Source organism: Lysobacter sp. CC-YZS074, assembly GCF_056739745.1.
Map to the genome: position 1 here is coordinate 2944864 of NZ_CP200301.1, position 20990 is coordinate 2965853.

At 70.0% G+C, this 20990-nt stretch carries 26 protein-coding genes and 2 pseudogenes; 12 read left to right on the forward strand and 16 right to left on the reverse strand.

The window, feature by feature from the left end:
• Nucleotides 1–105 precede the first annotated feature (105 nt).
• The gene (locus tag U8331_RS13350; protein ID WP_481131496.1) at nucleotides 106–543 is read right to left on the reverse strand and encodes a hypothetical protein; all 438 of its coding nucleotides are present in this window, start codon (nucleotides 541–543) and stop codon (nucleotides 106–108) included.
• Nucleotides 540–1184 carry a DUF5671 domain-containing protein gene (locus tag U8331_RS13355; protein WP_481131497.1) on the reverse strand — a complete coding sequence of 215 codons (645 nt, stop codon included), beginning with the start codon at nucleotides 1182–1184 and terminating at the stop codon, nucleotides 540–542. Before U8331_RS13355 ends, U8331_RS13350 begins: the two co-directional genes overlap by 4 nt.
• 198 nt (nucleotides 1185–1382) lie before the next feature.
• Here U8331_RS13355 and U8331_RS13360 point away from each other — a divergent pair, with 198 nt between their 5' ends.
• The 5 genes from U8331_RS13360 (at nucleotide 1383) to U8331_RS13380 (ending at nucleotide 5250) form a co-directional block, all read left to right on the forward strand.
• Nucleotides 1383–2636, forward strand: coding sequence for a histidine kinase (locus U8331_RS13360; RefSeq protein WP_481131498.1), 1254 nt, complete (start codon nucleotides 1383–1385; stop codon nucleotides 2634–2636).
• Nucleotides 2629–3441, forward strand: a complete 813-nt coding sequence (locus U8331_RS13365; protein WP_481131499.1) for a LytR/AlgR family response regulator transcription factor — start codon at nucleotides 2629–2631, stop codon at nucleotides 3439–3441. Before U8331_RS13360 ends, U8331_RS13365 begins: the two co-directional genes overlap by 8 nt.
• Nucleotides 3442–3523: 82 nt before the next feature.
• Nucleotides 3524–3907: a hypothetical protein gene (locus U8331_RS13370; protein ID WP_481131500.1), complete on the forward strand. Its 384-nt coding sequence runs from the start codon at nucleotides 3524–3526 to the stop codon at nucleotides 3905–3907.
• 157 nt (nucleotides 3908–4064) lie between these two features.
• Nucleotides 4065–4397 (forward strand): hypothetical protein, encoded by a 333-nt coding sequence (locus U8331_RS13375; RefSeq protein WP_481131501.1) that lies wholly within the window; start codon nucleotides 4065–4067, stop codon nucleotides 4395–4397.
• A gap of 139 nt (nucleotides 4398–4536) precedes the next feature.
• A complete protein-coding gene (locus U8331_RS13380; RefSeq protein WP_481131502.1) occupies nucleotides 4537–5250 on the forward strand; it encodes an ion channel in 714 nt (237 codons plus the stop codon).
• A gap of 3 nt (nucleotides 5251–5253) precedes the next feature.
• Here the strand turns inward: U8331_RS13380 and U8331_RS13385 are convergent, their stop codons facing one another.
• Complete coding sequence (locus tag U8331_RS13385; RefSeq protein ID WP_481131503.1) at nucleotides 5254–5688, reverse strand: Lrp/AsnC family transcriptional regulator; 435 nt, start codon at nucleotides 5686–5688, stop codon at nucleotides 5254–5256.
• A gap of 104 nt (nucleotides 5689–5792) precedes the next feature.
• Here U8331_RS13385 and U8331_RS13390 point away from each other — a divergent pair, with 104 nt between their 5' ends.
• The 3 genes from U8331_RS13390 (at nucleotide 5793) to U8331_RS13400 (ending at nucleotide 7555) form a co-directional block, all read left to right on the forward strand.
• Nucleotides 5793–6350, forward strand: coding sequence for a cysteine hydrolase family protein (locus U8331_RS13390; protein ID WP_481131504.1), 558 nt, complete (start codon nucleotides 5793–5795; stop codon nucleotides 6348–6350).
• A gap of 109 nt (nucleotides 6351–6459) precedes the next feature.
• The gene (locus U8331_RS13395) at nucleotides 6460–7173 is read left to right on the forward strand and encodes a HipA family kinase (protein WP_481132995.1); all 714 of its coding nucleotides are present in this window, start codon (nucleotides 6460–6462) and stop codon (nucleotides 7171–7173) included.
• The gene (locus tag U8331_RS13400) at nucleotides 7160–7555 is read left to right on the forward strand and encodes a DUF3037 domain-containing protein (protein WP_481131505.1); all 396 of its coding nucleotides are present in this window, start codon (nucleotides 7160–7162) and stop codon (nucleotides 7553–7555) included. The genes U8331_RS13395 and U8331_RS13400 overlap by 14 nt, the downstream gene beginning before the upstream one ends.
• Before the next feature lie 22 nt (nucleotides 7556–7577).
• Here U8331_RS13400 and msrA read toward each other — a convergent pair whose 3' ends face one another.
• Together msrA and msrB are read right to left on the reverse strand one after the other, a co-directional pair.
• Complete coding sequence (msrA, locus tag U8331_RS13405) at nucleotides 7578–8084, reverse strand: peptide-methionine (S)-S-oxide reductase MsrA (protein WP_481131506.1); 507 nt, start codon at nucleotides 8082–8084, stop codon at nucleotides 7578–7580.
• A complete protein-coding gene (msrB, locus tag U8331_RS13410) occupies nucleotides 8081–8554 on the reverse strand; it encodes a peptide-methionine (R)-S-oxide reductase MsrB (RefSeq protein WP_481131507.1) in 474 nt (157 codons plus the stop codon). Before msrB ends, msrA begins: the two co-directional genes overlap by 4 nt.
• 152 nt (nucleotides 8555–8706) lie before the next feature.
• On the opposite strand from msrB, the gene U8331_RS13415 reads away from it, so the two are divergent.
• Nucleotides 8707–9174 carry a DUF1203 domain-containing protein gene (locus U8331_RS13415; protein ID WP_481131508.1) on the forward strand — a complete coding sequence of 156 codons (468 nt, stop codon included), beginning with the start codon at nucleotides 8707–8709 and terminating at the stop codon, nucleotides 9172–9174.
• Between the two features lie 106 nt (nucleotides 9175–9280).
• Here the strand turns inward: U8331_RS13415 and U8331_RS13420 are convergent, their stop codons facing one another.
• From U8331_RS13420 to U8331_RS13445, 6 genes are all read right to left on the reverse strand, one after another.
• Nucleotides 9281–9625: a hypothetical protein gene (locus U8331_RS13420; RefSeq protein ID WP_481131509.1), complete on the reverse strand. Its 345-nt coding sequence runs from the start codon at nucleotides 9623–9625 to the stop codon at nucleotides 9281–9283.
• Nucleotides 9622–10338, reverse strand: a complete 717-nt coding sequence (locus U8331_RS13425; RefSeq protein WP_481131510.1) for a hypothetical protein — start codon at nucleotides 10336–10338, stop codon at nucleotides 9622–9624. The genes U8331_RS13420 and U8331_RS13425 overlap by 4 nt, the downstream gene beginning before the upstream one ends.
• Entirely contained in the window at nucleotides 10335–11180 is an 846-nt protein-coding gene (locus U8331_RS13430) for a DUF2167 domain-containing protein (RefSeq protein WP_481132996.1), read from the reverse strand. Before U8331_RS13430 ends, U8331_RS13425 begins: the two co-directional genes overlap by 4 nt.
• Before the next feature lie 195 nt (nucleotides 11181–11375).
• A complete protein-coding gene (locus U8331_RS13435) occupies nucleotides 11376–13442 on the reverse strand; it encodes a S9 family peptidase (RefSeq protein WP_481131511.1) in 2067 nt (688 codons plus the stop codon).
• A gap of 115 nt (nucleotides 13443–13557) precedes the next feature.
• Complete coding sequence (locus U8331_RS13440) at nucleotides 13558–14343, reverse strand: TSUP family transporter (protein WP_481131512.1); 786 nt, start codon at nucleotides 14341–14343, stop codon at nucleotides 13558–13560.
• Nucleotides 14344–14429: 86 nt separating this feature from the next.
• Nucleotides 14430–15656 (reverse strand): acyltransferase family protein, encoded by a 1227-nt coding sequence (locus tag U8331_RS13445; RefSeq protein WP_481131513.1) that lies wholly within the window; start codon nucleotides 15654–15656, stop codon nucleotides 14430–14432.
• A 191-nt stretch (nucleotides 15657–15847) separates the two neighbouring features.
• Between U8331_RS13445 and U8331_RS13450 the strand changes: the two genes are divergently transcribed.
• Both U8331_RS13450 and U8331_RS13455 read left to right on the forward strand, forming a co-directional pair.
• The gene (locus tag U8331_RS13450; protein ID WP_481131514.1) at nucleotides 15848–16693 is read left to right on the forward strand and encodes a LytTR family DNA-binding domain-containing protein; all 846 of its coding nucleotides are present in this window, start codon (nucleotides 15848–15850) and stop codon (nucleotides 16691–16693) included.
• 26 nt (nucleotides 16694–16719) lie between these two features.
• The gene (locus U8331_RS13455) at nucleotides 16720–17652 is read left to right on the forward strand and encodes an ATP-grasp domain-containing protein (protein ID WP_481131515.1); all 933 of its coding nucleotides are present in this window, start codon (nucleotides 16720–16722) and stop codon (nucleotides 17650–17652) included.
• Nucleotides 17653–17979: 327 nt separating this feature from the next.
• Here U8331_RS13455 and U8331_RS13460 read toward each other — a convergent pair.
• The 5 genes and pseudogenes from U8331_RS13460 to U8331_RS13480 all read right to left on the reverse strand — a co-directional run.
• Nucleotides 17980–18387: pseudogene (locus tag U8331_RS13460) on the reverse strand (thiol-disulfide oxidoreductase DCC family protein); the annotation flags it as partial.
• A gap of 45 nt (nucleotides 18388–18432) precedes the next feature.
• Nucleotides 18433–18612 (reverse strand): annotated as a pseudogene (locus tag U8331_RS13465) (FAD-dependent monooxygenase); the annotation flags it as partial.
• Nucleotides 18613–18788: 176 nt separating this feature from the next.
• Nucleotides 18789–19082, reverse strand: a complete 294-nt coding sequence (locus tag U8331_RS13470; RefSeq protein ID WP_481131516.1) for a hypothetical protein — start codon at nucleotides 19080–19082, stop codon at nucleotides 18789–18791.
• A 103-nt stretch (nucleotides 19083–19185) separates the two neighbouring features.
• The gene (locus tag U8331_RS13475) at nucleotides 19186–19725 is read right to left on the reverse strand and encodes an N-acetyltransferase family protein (RefSeq protein ID WP_481131517.1); all 540 of its coding nucleotides are present in this window, start codon (nucleotides 19723–19725) and stop codon (nucleotides 19186–19188) included.
• Between the two features lie 31 nt (nucleotides 19726–19756).
• Complete coding sequence (locus U8331_RS13480; protein ID WP_481131518.1) at nucleotides 19757–20449, reverse strand: glutathione S-transferase family protein; 693 nt, start codon at nucleotides 20447–20449, stop codon at nucleotides 19757–19759.
• Nucleotides 20450–20630: 181 nt separating this feature from the next.
• Here U8331_RS13480 and U8331_RS13485 point away from each other — a divergent pair, with 181 nt between their 5' ends.
• The gene (locus U8331_RS13485) at nucleotides 20631–20927 is read left to right on the forward strand and encodes a winged helix-turn-helix transcriptional regulator (protein ID WP_481131519.1); all 297 of its coding nucleotides are present in this window, start codon (nucleotides 20631–20633) and stop codon (nucleotides 20925–20927) included.
• Nucleotides 20928–20990 lie beyond the last annotated feature (63 nt).

Genomic DNA, 20990 nt, shown 5'->3' on the forward strand with positions numbered 1-20990 from the left:
ATGCCTGACGTCCGGCCCCGGCGCTGCGCCTGGCGCCGGGCCACGTGCCGCGCCGGATTCGACGAACCGCTCACCCTAACCGGCGGCCGCGGGGCGTCCGCCTCCTCAGTCCACCGGCGTGTCCCGTACCTCGCGATCGAAGCACTGCCGGCCCCGGCCGTGGCTCCACGCGTCGGGAACGGCACCGTCGCGGGTGACCGCGGTGTCGGTGGCGAAGCTCGCGCAGAGGCGGTATCCGCGCGGGCCGGTCGCCTCATAGCCGTACGGCGTGCCGTCGGCCGGGTCGGTCGCATTGATGCGCTGCCCGGGCTGCCGCGCAAGGGCGGCCAAGTCCGGCGGCAGGGCGTCGTACTGGCGCACGTGCAGCTCGACCAGCTGGGCGATGTGCTGCAGGTCGTTGATCCGACGCTGGTCGAGGCGGAGCTCGCGTTGCGCGGCGGGCGAGCCGATCACCGCGACCGCCGCAACCACGGTGGCCGCCACCACGACGCTGGCGACGATTGCGAGCCAGCGGCCCGTCCCGCTGCGGTCGACGGCGCTCACGGCTCGCGCTCCTCGCGGCGCAGGTCCAGCAGGTAATGGCCGAACACCGTGCCGGCGATCACCGCCACCACCAGCACCTTCAACGCGAACCGCACCGTCAGCTCGCCGCCCAGCACGTTGTAGACCAGCGTGATCATGTCGCCGATCAGCACCGTGGCGGCGACGAACAGGGTCAGGTAGGTCAGCCAGCGGCGCACGGGCGACAGGCGCTTGACCGGATTGCGTGCGAGCTCGCGTGCCAGGTGGCGCGCCACGAACAGGAACACCGGGAACGCGATCACCAGCGAGGCGACCGACCAGCGCATTGAGTGCGCCGCCTGGCCGATCGCGTAGGCCGGATCGGCCGGATCGGGGAACGCGCGGTTGACCAGGTCGAACAGCAGGCTGCCCAGGTGCCAGGCGGACAGGTACAGGGTGGCGAACAGGACCAGGTGCAGGAACGCATCGCGCGGCGACAGGTAGGGGCGCGGCTTCGGCACCGGCACCGGGAAATCCACCGCGGCGAAGGCGCCAAGTGCGCTGTGGATCTGCTCGGACGGCCAGCCGGCGTCGGCGAGCGTAGCCTCGATGGCGTCGCGCGACGCCCCCCTGGCCAGCGCCTCGCGTACGAACAGTTCGAGATCCTGCGTGCCTGCGGCCATGGCGGCTCCGTGGTAGTCGTCGGCAATGGCGTAGACGGTAGCGGAAAGTCCCGGGCCGCGTTGTCGTTGGGCCGGCCGGGATGCCCATCCCACGCCACGGCCGTTTCATCGCGATATTCCACGGTCCGTCGCACCGGCCACCGCGGCGGCGCAACCGCTCGCTATGCTCCGCCGCAATCACTCCCTTGGGCTTTCCCCGTGATCAAGAGCACCTTCTTCGTCCTGCGCCTCGCCATCGCCTGGATGCTGGCGATCTTCCTGGTCGCGGCGCTGTGGTCCAACCTGCCGCTGATCGGCTGGATCGAATGGCCGATCATCCTGGCCGGGATGATCACGATGGCACTGGTGGTCGCCGGTGCGCTGTCGCACCTGGGCCGGGTCAGGCTGATCGCCGGTCGCATCGACAAGTCGACCCTGGCCAACCGCCAGCGCCGCCAGATCGAGATTCCGTTCGAGGCTGGTGAGGCGTTCGACCTGCTCGACGCCGCGATCCGCGAGCTGCCGCGCATCGAGCACGTCGAGAGTGCGCGCGACAGCCTGCAGGTCCGCGCCCGCGTCGGCCGCCCGAAAACCTACGGCGAGCACTCGCTGGGCCGCTGGAACCCGCTGCTGTGGTGGTTCGGCATCCCGCGCAACCAGATCCTCGCCACCGTCACCCCCGGCCACGACAGCGGCAGCGTCACCCTGATCTGCGAGCCCGAAAGCCCGGCGTGGAGCGACTGGTTCCTGGTCGACGACGCCACCAACTTCGAAAACGCCGAGGCGATCTCCCGCGCGATCACCCGCCGGGTCGCCGAGCGCCGCCGCGGCGAGAAGGCCGACGCCGCGCAGACCGCGACCGAGAAGGAGCTCACCGTCGCCCGGCTGAGCCTGCTGCACGCGCAGGTCGAGCCGCACTTCCTCTACAACACGCTGGCCAGCGCGCAACTGCTGACCCGCAGCGACCCGGCCCGCGCCGACGAGATGCTCGGCCATCTGATCCAGTACCTGCGCCGCTCGCTGCCGAGCACCGACGAGGAAATGTCGACCCTCGGCGCCGAACTGGAACGCGCGATCGCCTACCTGGAGATCCTCAAGATCCGCATGGGTTCGCGCCTGCAGGTGCAGGTCGACGTGCCCGAGCCGCTGCGCACCACCGCGCTGCCGCCGATGATGCTGCAGACCCTGGTCGAGAACGCGATCAAGCACGGCCTGGAGCCGCGCACCGGCGGCGGCACCGTGTGGATCCGCGCGCGCCGCAACGACGGCGAGGTCGCGGTGACGGTGGCCGACGATGGCGACGGCTTCAACGCCAAGACCAGTGGCACCGGCATCGGCCTGAAGAACGTGCGCGAGCGGCTGCGGCTGGGCTTCGGCGGCAAGGCTTCACTGGCGGTGGTGGCCAACTTCCCCGCCGGCGTGGCCGCCACGATCACGGTGCCGGCACCGGCGCGGGAGGTCGACCATGTCTGAGCCGAATGCTTCCGCCCCGCGCGCCGGCGGCCCCACCTGCATCGTGGCCGAGGACGAGGCGCTGCTGCGCCGCGCCCTGCTTGACCGCCTGGCCACCGCCTGGCCGCAGCTGACCGTGGTGGCCGAGTGCGAGGACGGCGCCCACGCCCTCGAAGCGCTGGCCGAGCACCGCCCCGACGTCGCCTTCCTCGACATCCGCATGCCGGGGCTCACCGGGCTGGAAGTCGCCGCCGCCGCCGCGCAGGCCAGCCCGCTCACCCGGATCGTGTTCGTCACCGCCTACGACCAGTACGCCATCGACGCCTTCGAGCGCGGCGCGATCGACTACCTGCTCAAGCCGGTGACGCCCGAGCGGCTGGCCGCCACGGTCGAGCGCCTGCAGGCGCGCAGCGGCGACAATGAGGCCGCGCGCCTGGCCGCGCTGCTCGAGCGCCTGGGCCCGGAACTCGCCGCCGCCCGCCCGCGTGCGGACGCACCGCCGCCGCTGACCTGGATCACCGCGAGCGCCGGTCGCGAGACGCGCCTGATCCTGGTCGACGAAGTCGCCTACTTCCGCGCCGACAACAAGTACACGACGGTGGTCACCGCCGACGGCGAGGCGCTGCTGCGCACGCCGATCCGCGAGCTGCTCAACATGCTGGACACCCACACCTTCAAGCAGATCCACCGCTCCACCATCGTCAACCTGAAGGCGATCGCCGGGGTGGTCCGCGACGACAGCGGACGCGGCACGGTACGGCTCAAATCGCGGGCGGAAACCCTCGCCGTCAGCGCGCCCTTCATGACGCTGTTCCGTCACATGTGACCGCCCGGCGCGTCCGGTCCACGGCCCGCGGCAACCCCGCGGCCGCCGGCGGCATCCCACCACCACTCCTCCGAGGTGACCCGTGAACAAGTTCATCGCCCTGTGCTCCTTCGTACTGTCGCTGCTCGGCGTCGACCTGGGCGCGAGCACCCAGGTGCATCGCGCGGTCGCCGATGGCATCGACACCCTGTACAGCCGCACCACGGTAGAGGCCGGCGTGGCGCGCTTCGAATGCCTGCGCAGTGCCAGCGGGCAATGCCACTACGCGGTGCTCGCCAGCCGTTGCGGGGATGCCGCGCCCGCTGCGGCGGAGAAATGCTCCACGGTGCCGGTCGACCGCTTCGCCGTCGCCAGCGGCCACAGCCGCCAGATTCCCGGCCTGCGGCGGTTCGACCTGTGCGTCGGCACCGAACCCGGGAACGCGGTGCGCGACTGCGACATTCCCGAGCCGATCGCCGCTCGTTGACCGGCAGGCCGCAGTGCCTGAACGGCCGCGGACCCTTCACATGCATCTTCCGATGTCTTAACGACGCCACCGGCAATCTCCGGGCGTGGTCGTCGGCATGTCCGCCGGCCGTAGCGACCCGGCGCTCCTTCCCGGGGCCCCACGAGAGGAGGATCACATGAGCCGTTTGAACATTTCCGCGTTGACGCTCGCGCTGCTGGGTTCGCTGGCGCTGGCCGGCTGCGCCGAGGACAACACCACCGCCGACATCGACGCCAACACGCCGGCCACCACCGCGGCGACCGAGCCGGTGATCGACGACACCACCACCGCGATGGACGACTCGCTCCAGACCACCGACGAGCTGAACGACACGTCCACCATGGGCGACGCGACCAACCCGTACCAGGATCCGACGCTGGAAACGCAGCCGGACCCGAACGACCCCACCCAGATGAACGACGCGACCGATCCGACCGAACCGCTGCCGGACAACGAGCCGCAGCAATAACCGAAGGGGCAACGGCCCACAGGGCGCGGCCAAGGCCGCGCCTTTTCTTTTCGAGCGGGCACACCCACCAGGACCATCGTCGAGCGCCGATCGCCACAGATCCCTGCCAGGACGCTCCCGTATGCGGCATCCTTGCGCGATGTCGCTTCTCCCGTCGCGCGTTCCGCTCCTCCGTTCGCCCCCGCGCTGGCTCGCGCTCGCCGCGGGGCACCCGTCCGCCCTGCTGCTGGCCGCGCAGCTGATGAGCCTGCTGGTCTACCCGGCGATGGACGACACGCGCGATGGCCGTGTCGTGTTCGGCGCCGTCGCGCTGGTGGTGGTGCCGCTGACGGTCTGGGTGGTACGCAGCAGCCGCTCGACCAACTGGGTCGCGTGGGCGCTGGCGGTGCCGGCGATCGCGTTGTCGTTGACGGCGATCGCGCTGGACCGCCCCGGCATGGTGGCCGGCTCGGCCGCGCTGGAATCGGCGCTGTACTTCTACGCCGCGGCCGCGCTCATCCGCTACATGCTCGAAGACCACCGGATCAGCGTGGACGAACTGTTCGCCGCCGCCGCGACGTTCACCCTGCTGGCCTGGGGCTTCGCTTACGCCTTCCTGGTCTGCCAGGCGCTGTATCCGGGCAGCTTTACCGGCATGATCGAACCCGACCGCGACCGGCGCTGGATCGAGCTGCTATTCCTCAGCTTCGCGACCCTGTCGGGCACCGGCAACGGCGACATCATGCCGATCGGCGCGCAGGCCCGCGCGGTGGTGATGCTGGAGCAGTTCGCCGGCGTGGGCTACATCGCCGCGGTGGTCGGCCGGGTGATCGGCCTGACGCTCACCCGCGAGCGCACCCGCCGCAACCGCTGAGGCTCAGCGCCGGTCCAGCGTGACCCGCAGCACCGGCACCGTGGTGACGTCGTCGACGCCCTTGAAGGCGGCGATGCGCTCGCGCAGGTCGGCCAGCATCGACGGCGTGTCGGCCTGCACCAGCACCAGCAGGTCGATCTCGCCGGCAACGCTGTGGCAGGTGCGCACCGCCGGCAGCCCGGCCAGCAGCGGCATCACGTCGTCGCAGCTGAAACCCTCGGCGTAGCGCAGGAACAGCCACGCCTGCAACGGGTCGCCGCCGCTGCCCAGCCGCACGGTGTACTGCGCGATCACCCCGCCCGACTCGAGGCGCTGCAGGCGCTCCTGCACGCTGCTGCGCGACAGGTCGACCGCCTTGGCCAGCGCGACGGTGGACAGCCGCGCGTTGTCCTGCAGCAGGGCGATGAGCTTGCGGTCGGTGGCGTCGAGCGGCTTCAAGGCGGGCCTTCGATGTGGCGGTGCGCCCGTCATTCTGCCGGGTTGAGACCGGCGCGGGCAGGCGCGCATCGTGGCGCCTGTCCACACCATCGACGAAACCAACGATGACCTTCGCCCTCGACGTACCCACCGCATTGATCCCGATCGACGTGCAGCAGGCCTTCGACCTGGGGGCCAGCAGCAACCCCGCGATGGAGGCCAACGGCCTGCGCCTGCTGGCGGCGTGGCGCGGCACGGGACGGCCGCTCATCCACGTGCGCCACGATTCGGTCCAGCCCGGTTCGCCGTTCCGCCCCGGCCAGCCCGGCAATCCGCTGCGCCCCGGCTTCGAGCCGCAGGGCGACGAGCCGCTGGTCAGCAAGTCGGTCAACGCCGCCTTCATCGGCACCGACCTCGACCTGCGCCTGCGCCGGCTCGAAGTGCAACAGGTGGTGCTGTTCGGCCTGACCACCGACATGTGCGTGTCGACCAGCGCGCGGGTGGCGGCCAACCTCGGCTACCGCACCGTCGTGGTCGGCGACGCGACCGCCTGCTTCGACCTGGTGGACGCGGGCGGCGCGACCGTGCCCGCGTCGGAGATCCACCGCGCGCACCTGGCGACGCTGCATGCGGAGTTCGGCACCGTGGTCGGCACCGACGAGGTGATCGCCGCGCTCGGATAACTTGGTACCGTGCCCGCCTGTGCCCGCCCGACCCCCGGACCCGCCCGTGCCGCCACTACGCACCGTCAACGTCACCCGATACATCGAACCGCTGCGCGAGGGCGGCTCGATGCCCGCCGTGGTGGAGGCCGACGACGACGGCATGTACGTGCTCAAGTTCCGCGGCGCAGGCCAGGGGCCGAAGGCGCTCGTCGCCGAACTGGTCTGTGGCGAACTCGCCCGCGCGCTCGGGCTGCCGGTGCCCGAGCTCGTCCTTGTCGAACTCGACCCCGCACTGGCACGCACCGAGCCGGATCCGGAGATCCAGGAACTGATCCGCGCCAGCGCCGGACTCAACCTGGCGCTCGACTACCTGCCCGGTTCGATCAACTTCGACCCGGTGGCCGAGGACCCCGACCCCACGCTCGCCTCGGCGGTGGTCTGGTTCGATGCGTTCACCAGCAACGTCGACCGCAGCTTCCGCAACCCCAACCTGCTGGTCTGGCACGACGCGCTGTGGCTGATCGACCACGGCGCCGCGCTCTACTTCCACCACGGTTGGGACGGATCGCAGGGGCCGGCGGCGAGCCGGTTCCCGATGGTGCGCGAGCACGTGTTGCTGCCCGCCGCCAGCGTGATCGAGGCCGCCGACGCGCGGCTGGCGCCGCAGGTCACCCCGGACCTGCTGCAGGACATCCTCGCCCGCGTACCGGACGGCTGGCTGGCCGGCCCGGACGCGTGGACCGATCCCGCCGGCACGCGCGCGGCCTATGTCGAGCATTTCCTGCAACGTCTCGCGCACCGCCGCGGCTTCGTCGAGGAGGCCCTGCGTGCACGCGACTGACAGCTATGACTACACCGTGGTGCGGGTGGTGCCGCGGGTCGAGCGCGGCGAGTTCATCAACGCCGGCGTGATCCTGTCGTGCGAGTCCATGCGCTTCCTCGAAGCGCGCTTCGAGCTCGACGAAACGCGCCTGCGGGCGCTGGACCCGACGGTGGACATCGGCGCGGTCCAACGGCACCTGCAGGCAATCGCCCGGATCTGCGCCGGTGGACCCGACGCCGGTCCGATCGGCGCACTGCCGCGGCGCGCCCGCTTCCACTGGCTGACGGCGAAGCGCAGCTCGATCATCCAGACCGCGCCGGTACACATGGGCCACTGCAGCGATCCGGCCGGCTCGCTGCAGCACCTGCTCGACCGGATGGTGCGGGTGCCCGCCGGCTAGCCCGATGCCGGCGGACCGCGGCTCAATCTTGCCCGCGCCGCGGCAACACCCAGTCCGGCCGGATGAAGTGGCAGGTGTAGCCCTCCGGGTAGCGCTCCAGATAGTCCTGGTGCTCGGGCTCGGCCTCCCAGAAGTCACCGGCCGGCGCGACCTCGGTCACCACCTTGCCGGGCCACAGTCCGGAAGCCTCGACGTCGGCGATGGTGTCCGCGGCCACGCGCTGCTGCTCCGGCGAGGTGAAGTAGATCGCCGAGCGGTACGAGCTGCCGCGGTCGTTGCCCTGCCGGTCCGGCGTGGTCGGGTCGTGGATCTGGAAGAAGAACTCCAGCAGCCGGCGGTAACTCATGTGCTCCGGGTCGAACACGATCTCGATCGCCTCGGCGTGGCTGCCGTGGTTGCGGTAGGTCGCGTTGGGCACGTCGCCGCCGCTGTAGCCGACCCGGGTCGAGACCACGCCGGGCAGCTTGCGGATCAGGTCCTGCATGCCCCAGAAGCAGCCGCCGGCCAGCACTGCGCGCTCGGTGTTCATCGCCCGCCCTCCCTGGACACGTCCTCGCCACTCTTCACCTGATCGAGGTACGCACCATAGCCCTGCGCTTCCATCTCCTCGCGCGGGATGAACCGCAGCGACGCGGAGTTGATGCAGTAGCGCAGCCCGCCGCGGTCCATCGGGCCGTCCGGGAACACATGGCCGAGGTGGCTGTCGCCATGGGTCGAGCGCACTTCTGTGCGGATCATCCCGTGCGAGGTGTCGCGGATCTCGCTGACGTGCGCCGGCTCGATCGGCCGGGTGAAGCTCGGCCAGCCGCAGCCGGACTCGAACTTGTCGCTGGAGGCGAACAGCGGCTCACCGGACACAATGTCGACGTAGATGCCCGGCGCCTTGTTGCCCAGGTACTCGCCGGTGCCGGGATGTTCGGTGCCGCTCTGCTGGGTGACGCGGAACTGCTCGGGAGTGAGCTTCGCGATCACGTCGGGGTCTTTGCGGTACTGGGACATGGAGCTCTCCTGCAACGGCGGGGACTCTCAGTGGATGGGGCCCGCCAGACGGAACTCAACGCGGCACCGACGCGCGGTGCCGCGTCCGGAAACGGCGAGAATCGGCCGGCTTTGCGGCCTACGGTTGCGGCGTCCATCCACCAGGAGCCCGCATGAACTTCCGCATCACCGGCCTGTCACCCCAGCCCTTTCTGCCGCTTTACGGGCTGTCCGACGTGGCGCTCGCCGAACACGGTGCGCAACGCTGGATTGCCGAAGCCGGCTCGCGCCTGCCCGACCGCATCGAACTGCGCGACGCCGCGGCGGGTGAAACGCTGCTCCTGGTCAACCACGTCCACCAGCCCGCCGACACGCCCTACCGGGCGAGCCACGCGATCTTCGTACTCGAGGGTGCGGCCGACGCCTATGACCGCGTGGGCGAGATCCCCGGCGCGATGCGCAGTCGCGTGCTGTCGCTGCGCGCATTCGATCGCGCGCACCTGATGGTCGATGCCGAACTGGTCGACGGGCGCGACGCGAAAGGCGCCATCGGCCGCCTGCTGGCGAACGCGCGCGTCGACTACATCCAGGCCCACTACGCCACCCGCGGCTGCTACGCCGCTCGAATCAGCCGGGCGTAGAGGCCAGTGTGGCGCTGGGCGACAGTCGATCCCTGCCGTGGCGGGAACACCCCGCCATGCACGGAACGCGGTCAGCCGTCACCCGGCACATCGCGGACGCGACCGGTCAGGGCGTTCCCGACTCCGGTGCGCGGCTCGGGTCGTCCTTGGCGCGGCCACCCTCATCCTGTCCGGACGTACGTATGTCCTGCTGGTCGCGCTTGCGCGCGTCGCCCTCGCGGCTTTGCGGCACGCCGTCTTTTGCCCCGCCTTGGCCCGCTTGCTGCCGGCCCACCACGTCCTCCCGGTTGCCACGGACTTCGGCTTCTTCAGTCCGCACGGCAGCGTCGGCGTCGGCGTCGGAACCGTGCGGCTCATCGCTCTTGCCTCCAAGCGCCGGCAACAGTACCGCGACGGTCCAGTAACCAAGCGCCAGCCCGCCGATGACGACCACGATTTCGGTGAAGGTCATTGCGCCACTCCTTCCATCAGCGCCGCGCGCTGCTCCGCCAAGGTACCGGCCCCCGGACCGTTCGACGGGAGGTACGACAGCATGTCGTCGATGCGGCGCACGGCGGCCTGGCGGAATGCATGCCCACCCACGACGCCGAGCACCCGCGGTGCGTCGTGCAGTCCGATCCGCTCGACGCGACCGCTCAGCTTGCGCACGATGTTGATCGCGAACGGCGCGCACAGCAGACACTCCAGCGCCAGCGACACCACGGCAGCCGGCGTCAGCTCAAGCACCCGCCGGTACCGCCACAGCCGCCAGACGATCGAGCCGACCACGGCATACACCGCCCCCATCCAGCCAAGCAGCTCGATGCCGGTACCGAAGGCACGCAACACCAGAGGGAGGCCGGGGAAGAACAGCAGCATCAACACCGTCGCGCGTCGGCCGAACGGATGCAGTGCGGCGAGAAAGTGGCCGACGTCATTGCCGGGCACGTCGCGTCCCGGCACCAGCCGCTCCACCGAGACCGGCAGCAACGCACGCGCCGGTCGCAGCAGGTCGGGCAACAAGGGACGCCGCCCGGCGACCAGCACGACGGCGCCATCACGCACGCGCCACCGTCCTCGACCACCCTCCATCACGAACTCGCCGACATACAGCAGCCGGACGGCATCCAGCACGTACATCGCCAGCGCGCCCGTCACCAGCAGCAGCTCGGAGGCCGCGATCACTCCTTGTCTTTCTTCTTCAGCAGCGACTTGAGCCACGCCCCCAGCCCGACCAGCCCGGCGAGCAGCAGCTTCCAGGTGGCGGCGAAGAACGCCGCGATGGCACCGAAGAAACCCTTCTTTCCCGCCACCGCCACCGCACCGCCGGTGATGAGCGCGGCCAGACCGTACTCCGCCACGCGATCGCCGGGCACGTAATCGGCGTAGCGCTCGCCCGGGTTGTACGCGAAGCCGTCCATGCTCGCCTTGAACTCGGCCATGCCGGCGTCGAAGTTATCCGGCTGCGCGACCACCTGCACGCTCATCGTGCCCTTCCGGCCCAGCACACGCGTGTTGTAGTTGATGGTCACGTTGCCCGACGCCGGATCGCTCAGGCGCGTTGCCCATTCGAGCGCTTTCGTGTCCGGGTTGTAGCGCGGCGGCACCTGCCAGCCGTCGATGTGCAGTTCCGGCCAGCCGCGGCGGCGCCGTTCTTCGTTGGACGCCTCCTGGCTTTCGCGCAGTGAGGCCAGGAGTTCATCGGCGTCGAGCGCTTCTGTGTCCTCGACGTAACCTTCGTCGAAGAACGAGAAGTAGGCCTCCCACTTGTCGCTGGTCGGGCCGAACAGGTACTCCTCCCCGCTCGGCACGTTCTCGGTCCATTCGACATAGCGCCGGGTCTCGTCGGCATCCAGGAAGACGTAATCCTCCGGAATTTCGATCGCCGCGCGGCTCCCGATCGCTCCGGTGCCCGGCCCACGCTGCCAATCAAACTCGATCTGCGGCTGACCGGCCTCCTGGGCCTGCGCCGCATCCCCCGCGCACAGCATCGCCAGCAGCGCTGCGGCTGCAAAAAGCTTCTTCATCACTCACCCCTGGTTTCAGTTCGTCGCATCGGCGCGCCATCCCCATGGCGCCGCCCCGCGGATCATCGCCGGTGCATTCGATGGTGTCACCACTTTCGCGACCAAAAGCTTCCGGGCCCGCCGCAACCTCCTGGCGCGCACCGCCGCTTCCTGCCGAAAAACCCGGCGGGCCGGCAAGCGGCCCGCCCTGACGGCCTACTTGCGGATCACCTGCTCATGCCCCTCCAGCGCGGCGGACAGACCCGGCACGCCGCTGGCGCCGGTCGGCACGCTGATGCTGGAGCCGTCGAAATCGTCGCCGATCGGCTCGGCGCGACCACCCAGGCACTGCGCGAGGAAGCCCTCGGCCACCGCGTTGAACGCCAGGCTGTTCTCCGGCCGTGCGAAGCCGTGGCCTTCGTCGGGGAACAGCACGTAGGTCACCGGGATGTCGTTGGCCTGCATCGCCGCGACGATCTGGTCGGACTCGGCCTGCTTCACCCGCGGGTCGTTGGCGCCCTGGCCGATCAGCAGCGGTTTGCTGATCTTCTCCGCATGGGTCAGCGGCGAACGCTCGGTCAGCCACGCGCGACCTTCCTCGGTGCGCGGGTCGCCCATGCGCTTGGCCAGCTGCTCGTAGAAGCTGGCCCAGTACGGCGGCACGGTGCCCAGCAGCGTGTTGAGGTTGGACGGACCGACGATGTCGACGCCGCAGGCGAACGCGTCCGGGGTGAAGGTCAGCCCGGCCAGCGTGGCGTAGCCGCCGTAGCTGCCGCCCATGACCGCGACCTGGTCGGCGGTGGTGACACCTTCGTCGACCGCCCACTGCACCGCGTCGAGCAGGTCGTCGTGCATCTTGCCGGCCCACTCGCCGTTGCCGGCGTTGGTGAAGTCCTTGCCGAAGCCGGTGGAGCCGCGGAAGTTGACCGACAGCGTGGCGTAGCCGCGGTTGGCCAGCCACTGGTCGTAGGCGCTGTAGCCGTAGCTGTCGCGCGCCCACGGGCCGCCATGGACGAACAGCACCATCGGCACCGGCCGGTCGGCCTTGCCGTCGCCGTCGGGGTCGGCGCTGCGGGGCAGCGACAGGTAGCTGACCAGCATCTTGCCGTCACGCGACTCGATCTCCTGCGGCCACTGCGGCACCAGCGGCTTGCCGTCCAGTTCGGGCCGCGCGGAGAACAGCTTCGTCAGCGTCCCGCCGTTGCCGCGGTCGTAGCGGTAGTAGGACACCGGGTCTTCGGCTGCCGAGTAGGTGACGATCCAGACCTTGTCGTCGCGGGTCCGTGCGTTGATGCCGATCTCGCCGGGGCCGATCGCCTGCAGCTTTTCCAGGTCCGCCCGGATGGACGGATCGACCGGCTGCCATTCCTCGCGCAGGTAGTTCACCGCGACCGCCTGCACCTCGCCGGTGGTGGGATGGGCAAGCGAATGGCCGACATCGGCGCGCGCGTCCTCCAGCACCAGGGTCCGCTCGCCGCTGGCGACGTCGACGGCGTACAGCGCCGCGGTGTTGCGGCCACGCGAATCCAGCATGTACAGCGTGCTGCCGTCGGCGGTCAGGCCGGCCGGCGTGGTGGTCATCGAGTCCTCGAAGGGGATGTCCGAGTACACCTTCCAGCCGCCGTTGCCGTCGGGTTGCAGGATGTCGCTGCCGCCGTCGTCGCGCGAACGGGTGGCGTAGCGCACCTGCAGGTGGTCGTCGGCGAGGTAGCCGCCGATCCGTGCATCGTTCTTCTCCAGCAGCGTGCGTTCGCCGGTGGCGAGGTCGACCTTGTACAGGTCATGCCAGGCCGGGTCGCGGTCGTTCATGCCGACCAGGATCGTGTCCGGCTGCGAGTGGCTCGCGCCGACCACCATCGCGGTGGTCTTCGGGTACGGCGTCAGGTCGGTCGCGGTGCCGGTCGCGACGTCGACGCCGTAGAGGTGGAAATCCTCGTCGCCGCCGGTGTCCTGCATGTACAGCAGGGTGCCCGGCCGGTACGACCACGAGTAGTTGCGGATGCCGCGCGTGGTGTCATTGGTCACCGGACGCGCGGCGTCGGGATTGTCGGCCGGCGCGACCCAGACGTTGAGCACGCCGTCGACCGGCGCGACCCAGCTAAGGTACCGGCCGTCCGGGCTGATCATGACCATCGCGCGCTCGGGGTTGCCGAACAGCGCCTCGCGCGCAATCAGCTCGGTGCCGGCAATGCGCTCGGCGGCGGTCGGTGCGGACTGCGCCAGCGCGGTGGACACCGACATGGCGAGGATGAGGCCTGCGACGGGAATAAGCGGTCTTTGCATCTGGAGCTCCTTGGGGATGTCGGACAGGACAACGGGAAATCCGGCCCAGTAGAGCAGTTGTCCGGATCACGCTTCCATGGGACCGACGACAGGGGCTGCGGATGTGACGCCCGGGTTAGCGGTTTCCCAGCACCAACGCGGTCAGCGGGTTCGCCGGATCCGACAGCAGCTTGGCCGTCAGCAACAGCGCCATGATCACCAGCAGCGGGCGGATCACCTTGCCGCCGACGCGCAGCGCGAGGTGCGCGCCGACCTGCCCGCCGGCGATGCTCGCCACCGCCATCATCAGGCCGACCGCCCACAGCACCTGGCCGCCGATGACGAGCGTGATAAGTGCGGCGACGTTGCTGGCGAGGTTGAGGAACTTGGTGTGCGCGGTCGCCGACACCAGCCCCATGCCGAACAGCGCGACCAGCACGGTGGTCAGGAACGAACCGGTGCCGGGCCCGAAGAAGCCGTCGTAGAAGCCGATCGCGGTGACGATGCCGACCAGCGCGCCGGCGCCGAGGCGGCTGTGGCGGTCCTCCTCCGACGCTTTCGGCGCGACGGTGAAATAGATCACCATCAGGATCAGCAGCACCGGTATCAGCCCGGCCAGGAACGCCGGGTCGACCCGCTGCAGCACCCATGCGCCGACCGCCGATCCGAGGAACGCTCCGATCGCGGGCCTGAGAAAGCGCCCGAAGTCGATCCGCCCCTTGCGCGCAAATGCGACCACCGCGCTGGCGGTGCCGAAGCTGCTCTGCAGCTTGTTGGTCGCGATCGCATGCACCGGCGGCACCCCGGCGGCCATCAGCGCCGGGATTGTCAGCAGTCCGCCGCCACCGGCGATCGCGTCGATCACGCCGGCCACGAACGCCACCGCCATCAGCAGGGCGATGACCTCGACGCCAAGTTCCATGGGTGCCTGCGCGGTTGTCGACGGGCCGGCATTATCGGCCGGCACGCATGAACATGCCGGCGCTCGGGTTGCCCGGGAGTGGCGGATCAGCGTGCCGGCGTTGCCTGGACCGCCACGGCAGGCGCGGACTCCGGCCGAGCGCCCATCCCGAACAACGGCCGCAACCATGCCACGCGGCGGATCACCAGTTCGGTGACGAGCACGCAGCCCAGCGCGGTCGCACCGACCAGCGCCAGCGGCTCCATCCACGGCCCCAGCGGCAGCGACGCCAGCCACACCCCGGCGACGACGGTGATGGTCTGGTGCAGCACGTACCACGGGTAAACCGACGCGCTCGCCCACGGCAGCCAGCGGAACGGCCGGTTCAGCACGTGGTGGCCCCAGCCGAGTACCAGCAGCAGCCAGGTCCAGGCATTGAGGCGCTGGGCGACGTCGTACAGCGCGCGCTCCGCGCTTGGTTCGGGCTCGGTGGTGAAGCGCAGCCACTGGAACGCGGCGAACGTGCACAGCGCCGCGCCCAGCAGCCACCAGCGCCGCCTGCGCAGTTCGGCCCACAGGCCTGCGTCGGCGCCGATCCAGTAGCCGTAGAGGAACATCGCCCCGTACTGCGCGTGCATGTGCCAGTCGTGCAGCAGGTCGTGGGTGGTCGGGAAGCGCGCCGACAGCGTCCACGTCGCCAGCACCAGCGGCGCGACCGGCAGCAGCCACAGCCGCCATCCGCGCATGCCGGCGAACCAGCCGCCGACCACCGTGCCCACGCGACCGCGCAGCAGCGGCAGCAACGCTGCCAGCAACAGCGAGTACGCTAGCAGGTACGGCAGGTACCACAGGTGGTTCCAGGTCACGCCGACGTGCGAACCGTCGAACGCTCCGTCCGGCCACGGCTGGAAGGTGAAGTAGGCGGCGAGGAACTGCAGGTAGCCGCCGTCGAACGCGCCGTTGGCCTGCGCCTGCAGCCAGGCCTGCGGCGGCACCACCACCGCCATGCCGAACAGCAGCGGCACCAGCAGCCGTTTCGCCCGGGACCAGGCGAACCCCGGCGCCGTGACGCGGCGCAGCAGGAAGTGCACCGCCACGCCGGAAATCAGGAACAGCAGCGACATCCGCCACTGGTTGACCAGGATCATCGGCCACTTGAGCCATTCGAACGAATGGCCGGATTTGACGTGCCAGCCCCAGTCCGGCACGTAGAACATGCCGACGTGATAGAGGATCAGCACGGCGAAGGCGAGCACCCGCAGGGCGTCGACGTCGTGGCGGCGGCCGCCCTCGGCGGCGTGGTCCGGGGCGCGGGTCAGCGGGGCGGGAGGCATCGGCCGGGTTCCTCGGGAAGGGACCGCAGGCTCGCGTCGCCGGGCGCCGCCCGCCAGCGGAAAGTGCCGTCCCGCGGCGTTCCGGGGACGAATGGCGGGAGCCGGGGACGGACGGCCGCGCTAGACTCGCCCGCCCGCCACAGGAGCGGTCACATCGCATCCCGCGCCCGCCCCCAACGCCGAGGACCGCCGTGCAGCCGCAGACCTATCTCCGCCACCGACGCCGCTACGAGATCGGCCTTTGGGTGCTGGCGGCCGCGGTCAACTGCACCGGCAACGCCATCACGGTCAATATCGACATGGCCAACAGCGGCCTCGACGTGGCGCGGTGGGAGCCTTGGGTATGGGAGGCGACCAGCGCCGTCACCTGGCTGGCGCTGATCCCGCTGCTGCTGTGGTTCACCGGGCGCTTCCCGCTGCAGGCCGGCCACTTCCGCCGCAGCGTGCCGGCCCACCTGCTGTTCACCATCCCGGTGTCGCTGCTGCACGTGCTGGGCATGGTCGCCCTGCGTGAGTTGGGCTATGCCGGCATGGGCGCCGAATACGACTTCGGCGGCTGGGCCGGGCGGCTGTGGTACGAGTACCTGAAGGACGTGCGCAGCTACATCCTGTTCCTCGCGCTGATCCACCTGTACCGCTTCGTGCTGCGCCGCTGGCAGGGCGAAGCCGGGTTCATCGCCGAGGGCGTCGAGGACGTGCCGCCCGAGCCGGTGGCCGACCGCTTCCTGGTCAAGAAGCTCGGCCGCGAGTTCCTGGTGCGGGTCGACCAGATCGACTGGATCGAAGCCTCGGGCAACTACGTCAACCTGCACGTCGGCGAGCGCGTCTACCCGCTGCGCGAGACGATGGCCGGCATCCAGCAGAAGCTCGACGGCCAGGGCTTTGCCCGCGTGCACCGCAGCGCGATCGTCAACCTCGACCGCGTGCGCGAGATCGAGCCGTTCGACACCGGCGACGCCCGCGCGCACCTGCACGGCGGCGGCACGGTCGCGGTGAGCCGCCGCTACCGCCAGGCGCTGAAGGAACGGCTGGCCTGACCGCCTCCCCAAGCCCAGGAGCCCCGATGACCGAGATCGCCATCCTCACCCCCGACCCGTCCGACGCCACCTTCGCGGCCCTGTGGCCGGGCGTCCTGCAGCGCCTGCAGCAAGCGTTGGCCGGCGCCGGCGTGCGCGCGGTGCCGACGCCGTGGACCGACCACCTCGACGACGCCGGCCGACTGGAACGGTTCCCGCTGGTGCTGCCGCTGATCGTCTGGGGCTACCACTACGTGCCCGAGCGCTGGCAGCAGGCCTGCCGGGCGTGGCAGGCCGCAGGCATCCGCCTTGCCAACCCCGCCGACGTGCTCGCGTGGAACGCCGACAAGCGCTATCTGGACCGGTTCGCGCAACGTGGCATCGCGGTGCCGCCGACCGTGTGGACACCGCGGGTGACGGCCGAACGGATCGAAGCCGCGTTCGCCAGCACCGGCGCCGGGCAGCTGATCGTCAAGCCCACCGTGTCCGGCGGCGGCTGGAAGACCCGGCGCCTGCGCCGTGGCGATGCGCTCGACGACGTAACGCACGACGGCGTGACGCATGACATCCCGGCCGGCGACGCGATGATCCAGCCCTACCTGCCGACCATCGAGACCGAAGGCGAAACCTCGCTGCTGTTCTTCGGCGGCCGCTTCAGCCACGCCGTCAACAAGCGGCCGGTCGCCGGCGAGTTCCGCATCCAGGTGCAGTACGGCGGGATCTACACGCCGGTGCCGACGCCGCCCACCGGCGCGCTCGCGCTGGCGGAGCAGACGCTGGCCGCGATCGACGCGCCGCTGCTGTACGCCCGCATCGACACCGTGCCGGACGTGGATGGCCGCTGGCTGCTGATGGAAGCCGAACTGATCGAGCCGGACTTCTACCTCGACACCGCGCCCGAAGCCGGCGCGGCATTCGGGCGTGCGGTGGCGGGACTGGTCGGGAGCGGAGCCTCGTTCGCGTCCGCCTCCCGCCCCTGAGCAGAACCCGCTCCACGCCCACGTTCCGGATTGTCATCATCGGCGCCCACGGCCAGTTCGGCCGGCGCATCGCGTCGGCGCTGGCGCGCGATGACCTGCTGGAGCTGGTGTTGACCGGCCGCAACCGGCACTCGGCCGAGGCATCGGCCGAAGGCAGCGGTCCGCATATCCCGGCGACCGCGGCGGTCGTGCTCGCGCGCAAGCTCGCACGCGGCGCACTGCCCGGCGGCGGTGCGCGCCCGTGTCTGGACCTGTTCACCCTCGACGAGTTCCTGCAGGCGTTGGACGGCCTGCCGATCCACGCCGCCACGTGCGCGCTGCCCACGGCAGGAAGCGATCGAGTTCCGCCGGCTCCGGAACCCGGCACTGCGCCCGCCGCCCGAACCACCGATAGCGGTTCCGCGCGGTAAGCCGGTAGCCCCGGTCGCGCCACCCGCGGGGCACCGCAAGCAGCATTTGCGCCACCACGCGCCAGCCACCGTCGAGTCCGTGCAGGACCCGGGCGATCGCGTCCGTGTCGGTCCACGCGCCGGCCTCGTCGACCACCAGGAACGACAGCGGATCGTCCGGATCGAGCCCGTGCCGGGACAGCAGTCCGCGCCCGGATGCCGACTGCATCGCCGCGAACCGGTACCGCGCTTCACGGTCGTACCGCAGCAGGAACCGCACCCAGCCATTGCACAGCACGCAGACGCCATCGAAGACGATGACTGCGCCGTCAGAGCGGGTCGACATGCAGCCACCCCCGGTAATGCACCAGCAGCCCAGCCGCTCGCACAGCAGGCCGTCGGCCGCCCAGAGGCGCGAGCGCATCGCGTGGCCACCGATGTTGACGCCCTGCCCCAGCTGCGGGCTCATCGCATGCGCGGCATCGCCAAGCAGCACGGCGCCCCCGCGATGCCAGGTCGAGTGCACCGTATCGCGGTAGCGCGCCCGGGCCAGGCTGCCGGGTACCATCAGGTCGATGACCGATTCCCGGTCTCCGTTGCGACCCGAGAACATGCGGTTCGCGCCGTAGTAGTTCCGGGCACGGCGTTGTTCCATCAATGCCTTGCGCTCCGCATCGGGCGTCGCCTCGAGGTTCTCGCGTTCCTGCACGTCCTGCACGATGGGACGGTCGGGGCGGTCGCCGACAGTCAAGCCACTGCGACGGCGTCCACCTGCTTCGATGCTGTTGAGCGCGCGACCACCTGGTCCTGTTCGAACTGGTCCATGCTCAGGTGCACACCGTGGCTCACCTTGCTGCCGGCGAAGACCAGCTCGCCGTTCTCGGTGCCCTCGTCGTTGAAGAACAGCATTCCCGCGACCTCGCGTTCGTGCGGATACTCCTTGCCGTCTAGGAACAGACCGGGGAACTCGGCCATGTTCGATATCGTCATCCGCAGCGTGCCGTCGGGCTCGCGCACGTTGATGTGCTGTACGTCGATCACGTCGAACCTGTCGCTGCGCCGGAGGTGGCGCCGGTCACGACGAGCACGCCGAGGCCGATGGTGAGAATGCCGAGCCATGCGGCGAACAGATGGTTTGGGATTTTCACTGCGGGTAACCCTCCTTGACTCGGACGGATGTGTTAGCAGCGCCGGGCAGCGCGATGGGCTTGAGGTAGCGGGCCATGTCGGGGCGGAACCCGTGGCGTTCGTACATCGCCACTGCGCGTGTGTTCTGCGGGAACACCGTCAGCGTCATCCAGTCGTCGCCGCGCGCCTGCGCCCAGGTTTCCGCATGGGCCAGCAGGCGTGCGCCGAGCCCCCGTCCTTCGAAGGCCGCATCGACAATCAAGGTGGCGACGTGCGCATTGGCGCGGCGTGTGTAGTAGTCCACGAGCGTGGTCATGTGCAGCACGCCGGCGATCCGGCCTTCGAGCTCGAGCACGAACACCGCCTGCGCGTCCTGCGTGTCGCCGATCGCGGCCGCCATGACCTCGTGATCGACGGCGGCCATGGCCTGCGCATCGCGATGGTTCGGAGGGCCGAACGCGGTGAGGCGGTCGATCAGGGCCAGCACGCCCGGCGTGTCGCCGGTGACGGCCCTGCGGATGGTGGCTGGCGGGGACTGCTCGTCGGGTGGGCTCATGTTGCCTCCTGCGTGCGATCGGTCGAGTGTCTCATCGGTTTGGTCGTTGAGCGGCTGGGGCCGGCACCTCCGACACACCTGCGCACGGGCCGCCACCGAGCAGCGCCGCGGGGTAAACGAGATAGTCGTCGTACCAGATATGCGGAAGCCGGTCGGCCTGCTCCAGCCATTCGGCGACCAGTGGATGGGCGAGCAGCAGGCGCATCCAGTCCCGGGTCGCAGGCCATGCGGAAGTGTCGGGCGCGTGCCGCCCCAGCCTCACTACCGTGGGTGCGTGCATGAAGTCCGCCAGCGAGACGTCACCAAACAGGTACGGGCCGCCGTAACGACGCAGCGCTGTCTCGTAGCAACGGAACAGCCGGCCGCATTCGCCCTGTTCCGCGTCGGTGAGCGGCCGCTTGATCGGATAGAACGCGCTTTCGAACGAAATCCGGTGGCACAACGAGGACAGCCCGGCGTGCTGCCACGCAATGAGGGCGCGGGCCGCGGCGCGGGCTTCGATATCGCGTGGCAGCAGCCCGCCGTCGCAGACGTCGTTGGCGAACTCCATGATCGCGCTGGAATCGTAGATCACGGTGTGGCCGGTATCGAGCACCGGCACCGCCGCCGGCGGCGAGAACGTCCCGATCCTGTCCAGGTTCCGGAAGCGCTGCGGCCGGCGGATGTCGACGACCTCCTCGTCGAATTCGTAGCCGGCGGCCTCGAGTGCGAGCCAGGCGCGCATCGCCCAGCTGGAGGCATTCCGGGTGCCGATGTAGAGCGTTGGTCGGCTCATGCTCGTGCCCTGTTCGCTATCGAAAACATAGCGTACTATGAAAACAATAGCATCGGGAGAGGCACGTCAGATGGCCAGAGTTCCGGTTCCAGGCGCGCCCGTTCGCGGGTCCAAAAGTGGCAGCCCGATCATGGCGCTGTTCGACCTGCTGGGCCGGCGCTGGGCGATGGGCGTGGTGTGGGTGTTGAGCGAGCAGGGTCCGTGCACCTTCGGACAGCTCGAGACCGCCTGCGAAACCATCTCGCCCGCGGTGTTGAACACGCGGCTGAAGGAGCTGCGGGCCGCCGGCCTGGTGGTCAAGCAGGACAATGGCTACGCCGTGTCGAAACTGGGCCGGGAGGTCTACGTGGCACTGCTCCCGCTCTCGGCCACGTCGAAAAAATGGACCTCGCTGCTCGCCCGCCAAACCGCTGGGAAAAATGCCTGAGCGCGCATCCAGCCGATTCCCATATGCCGCCGTCGCTCCCGTCGGCCAATTGCAAGGAAAACA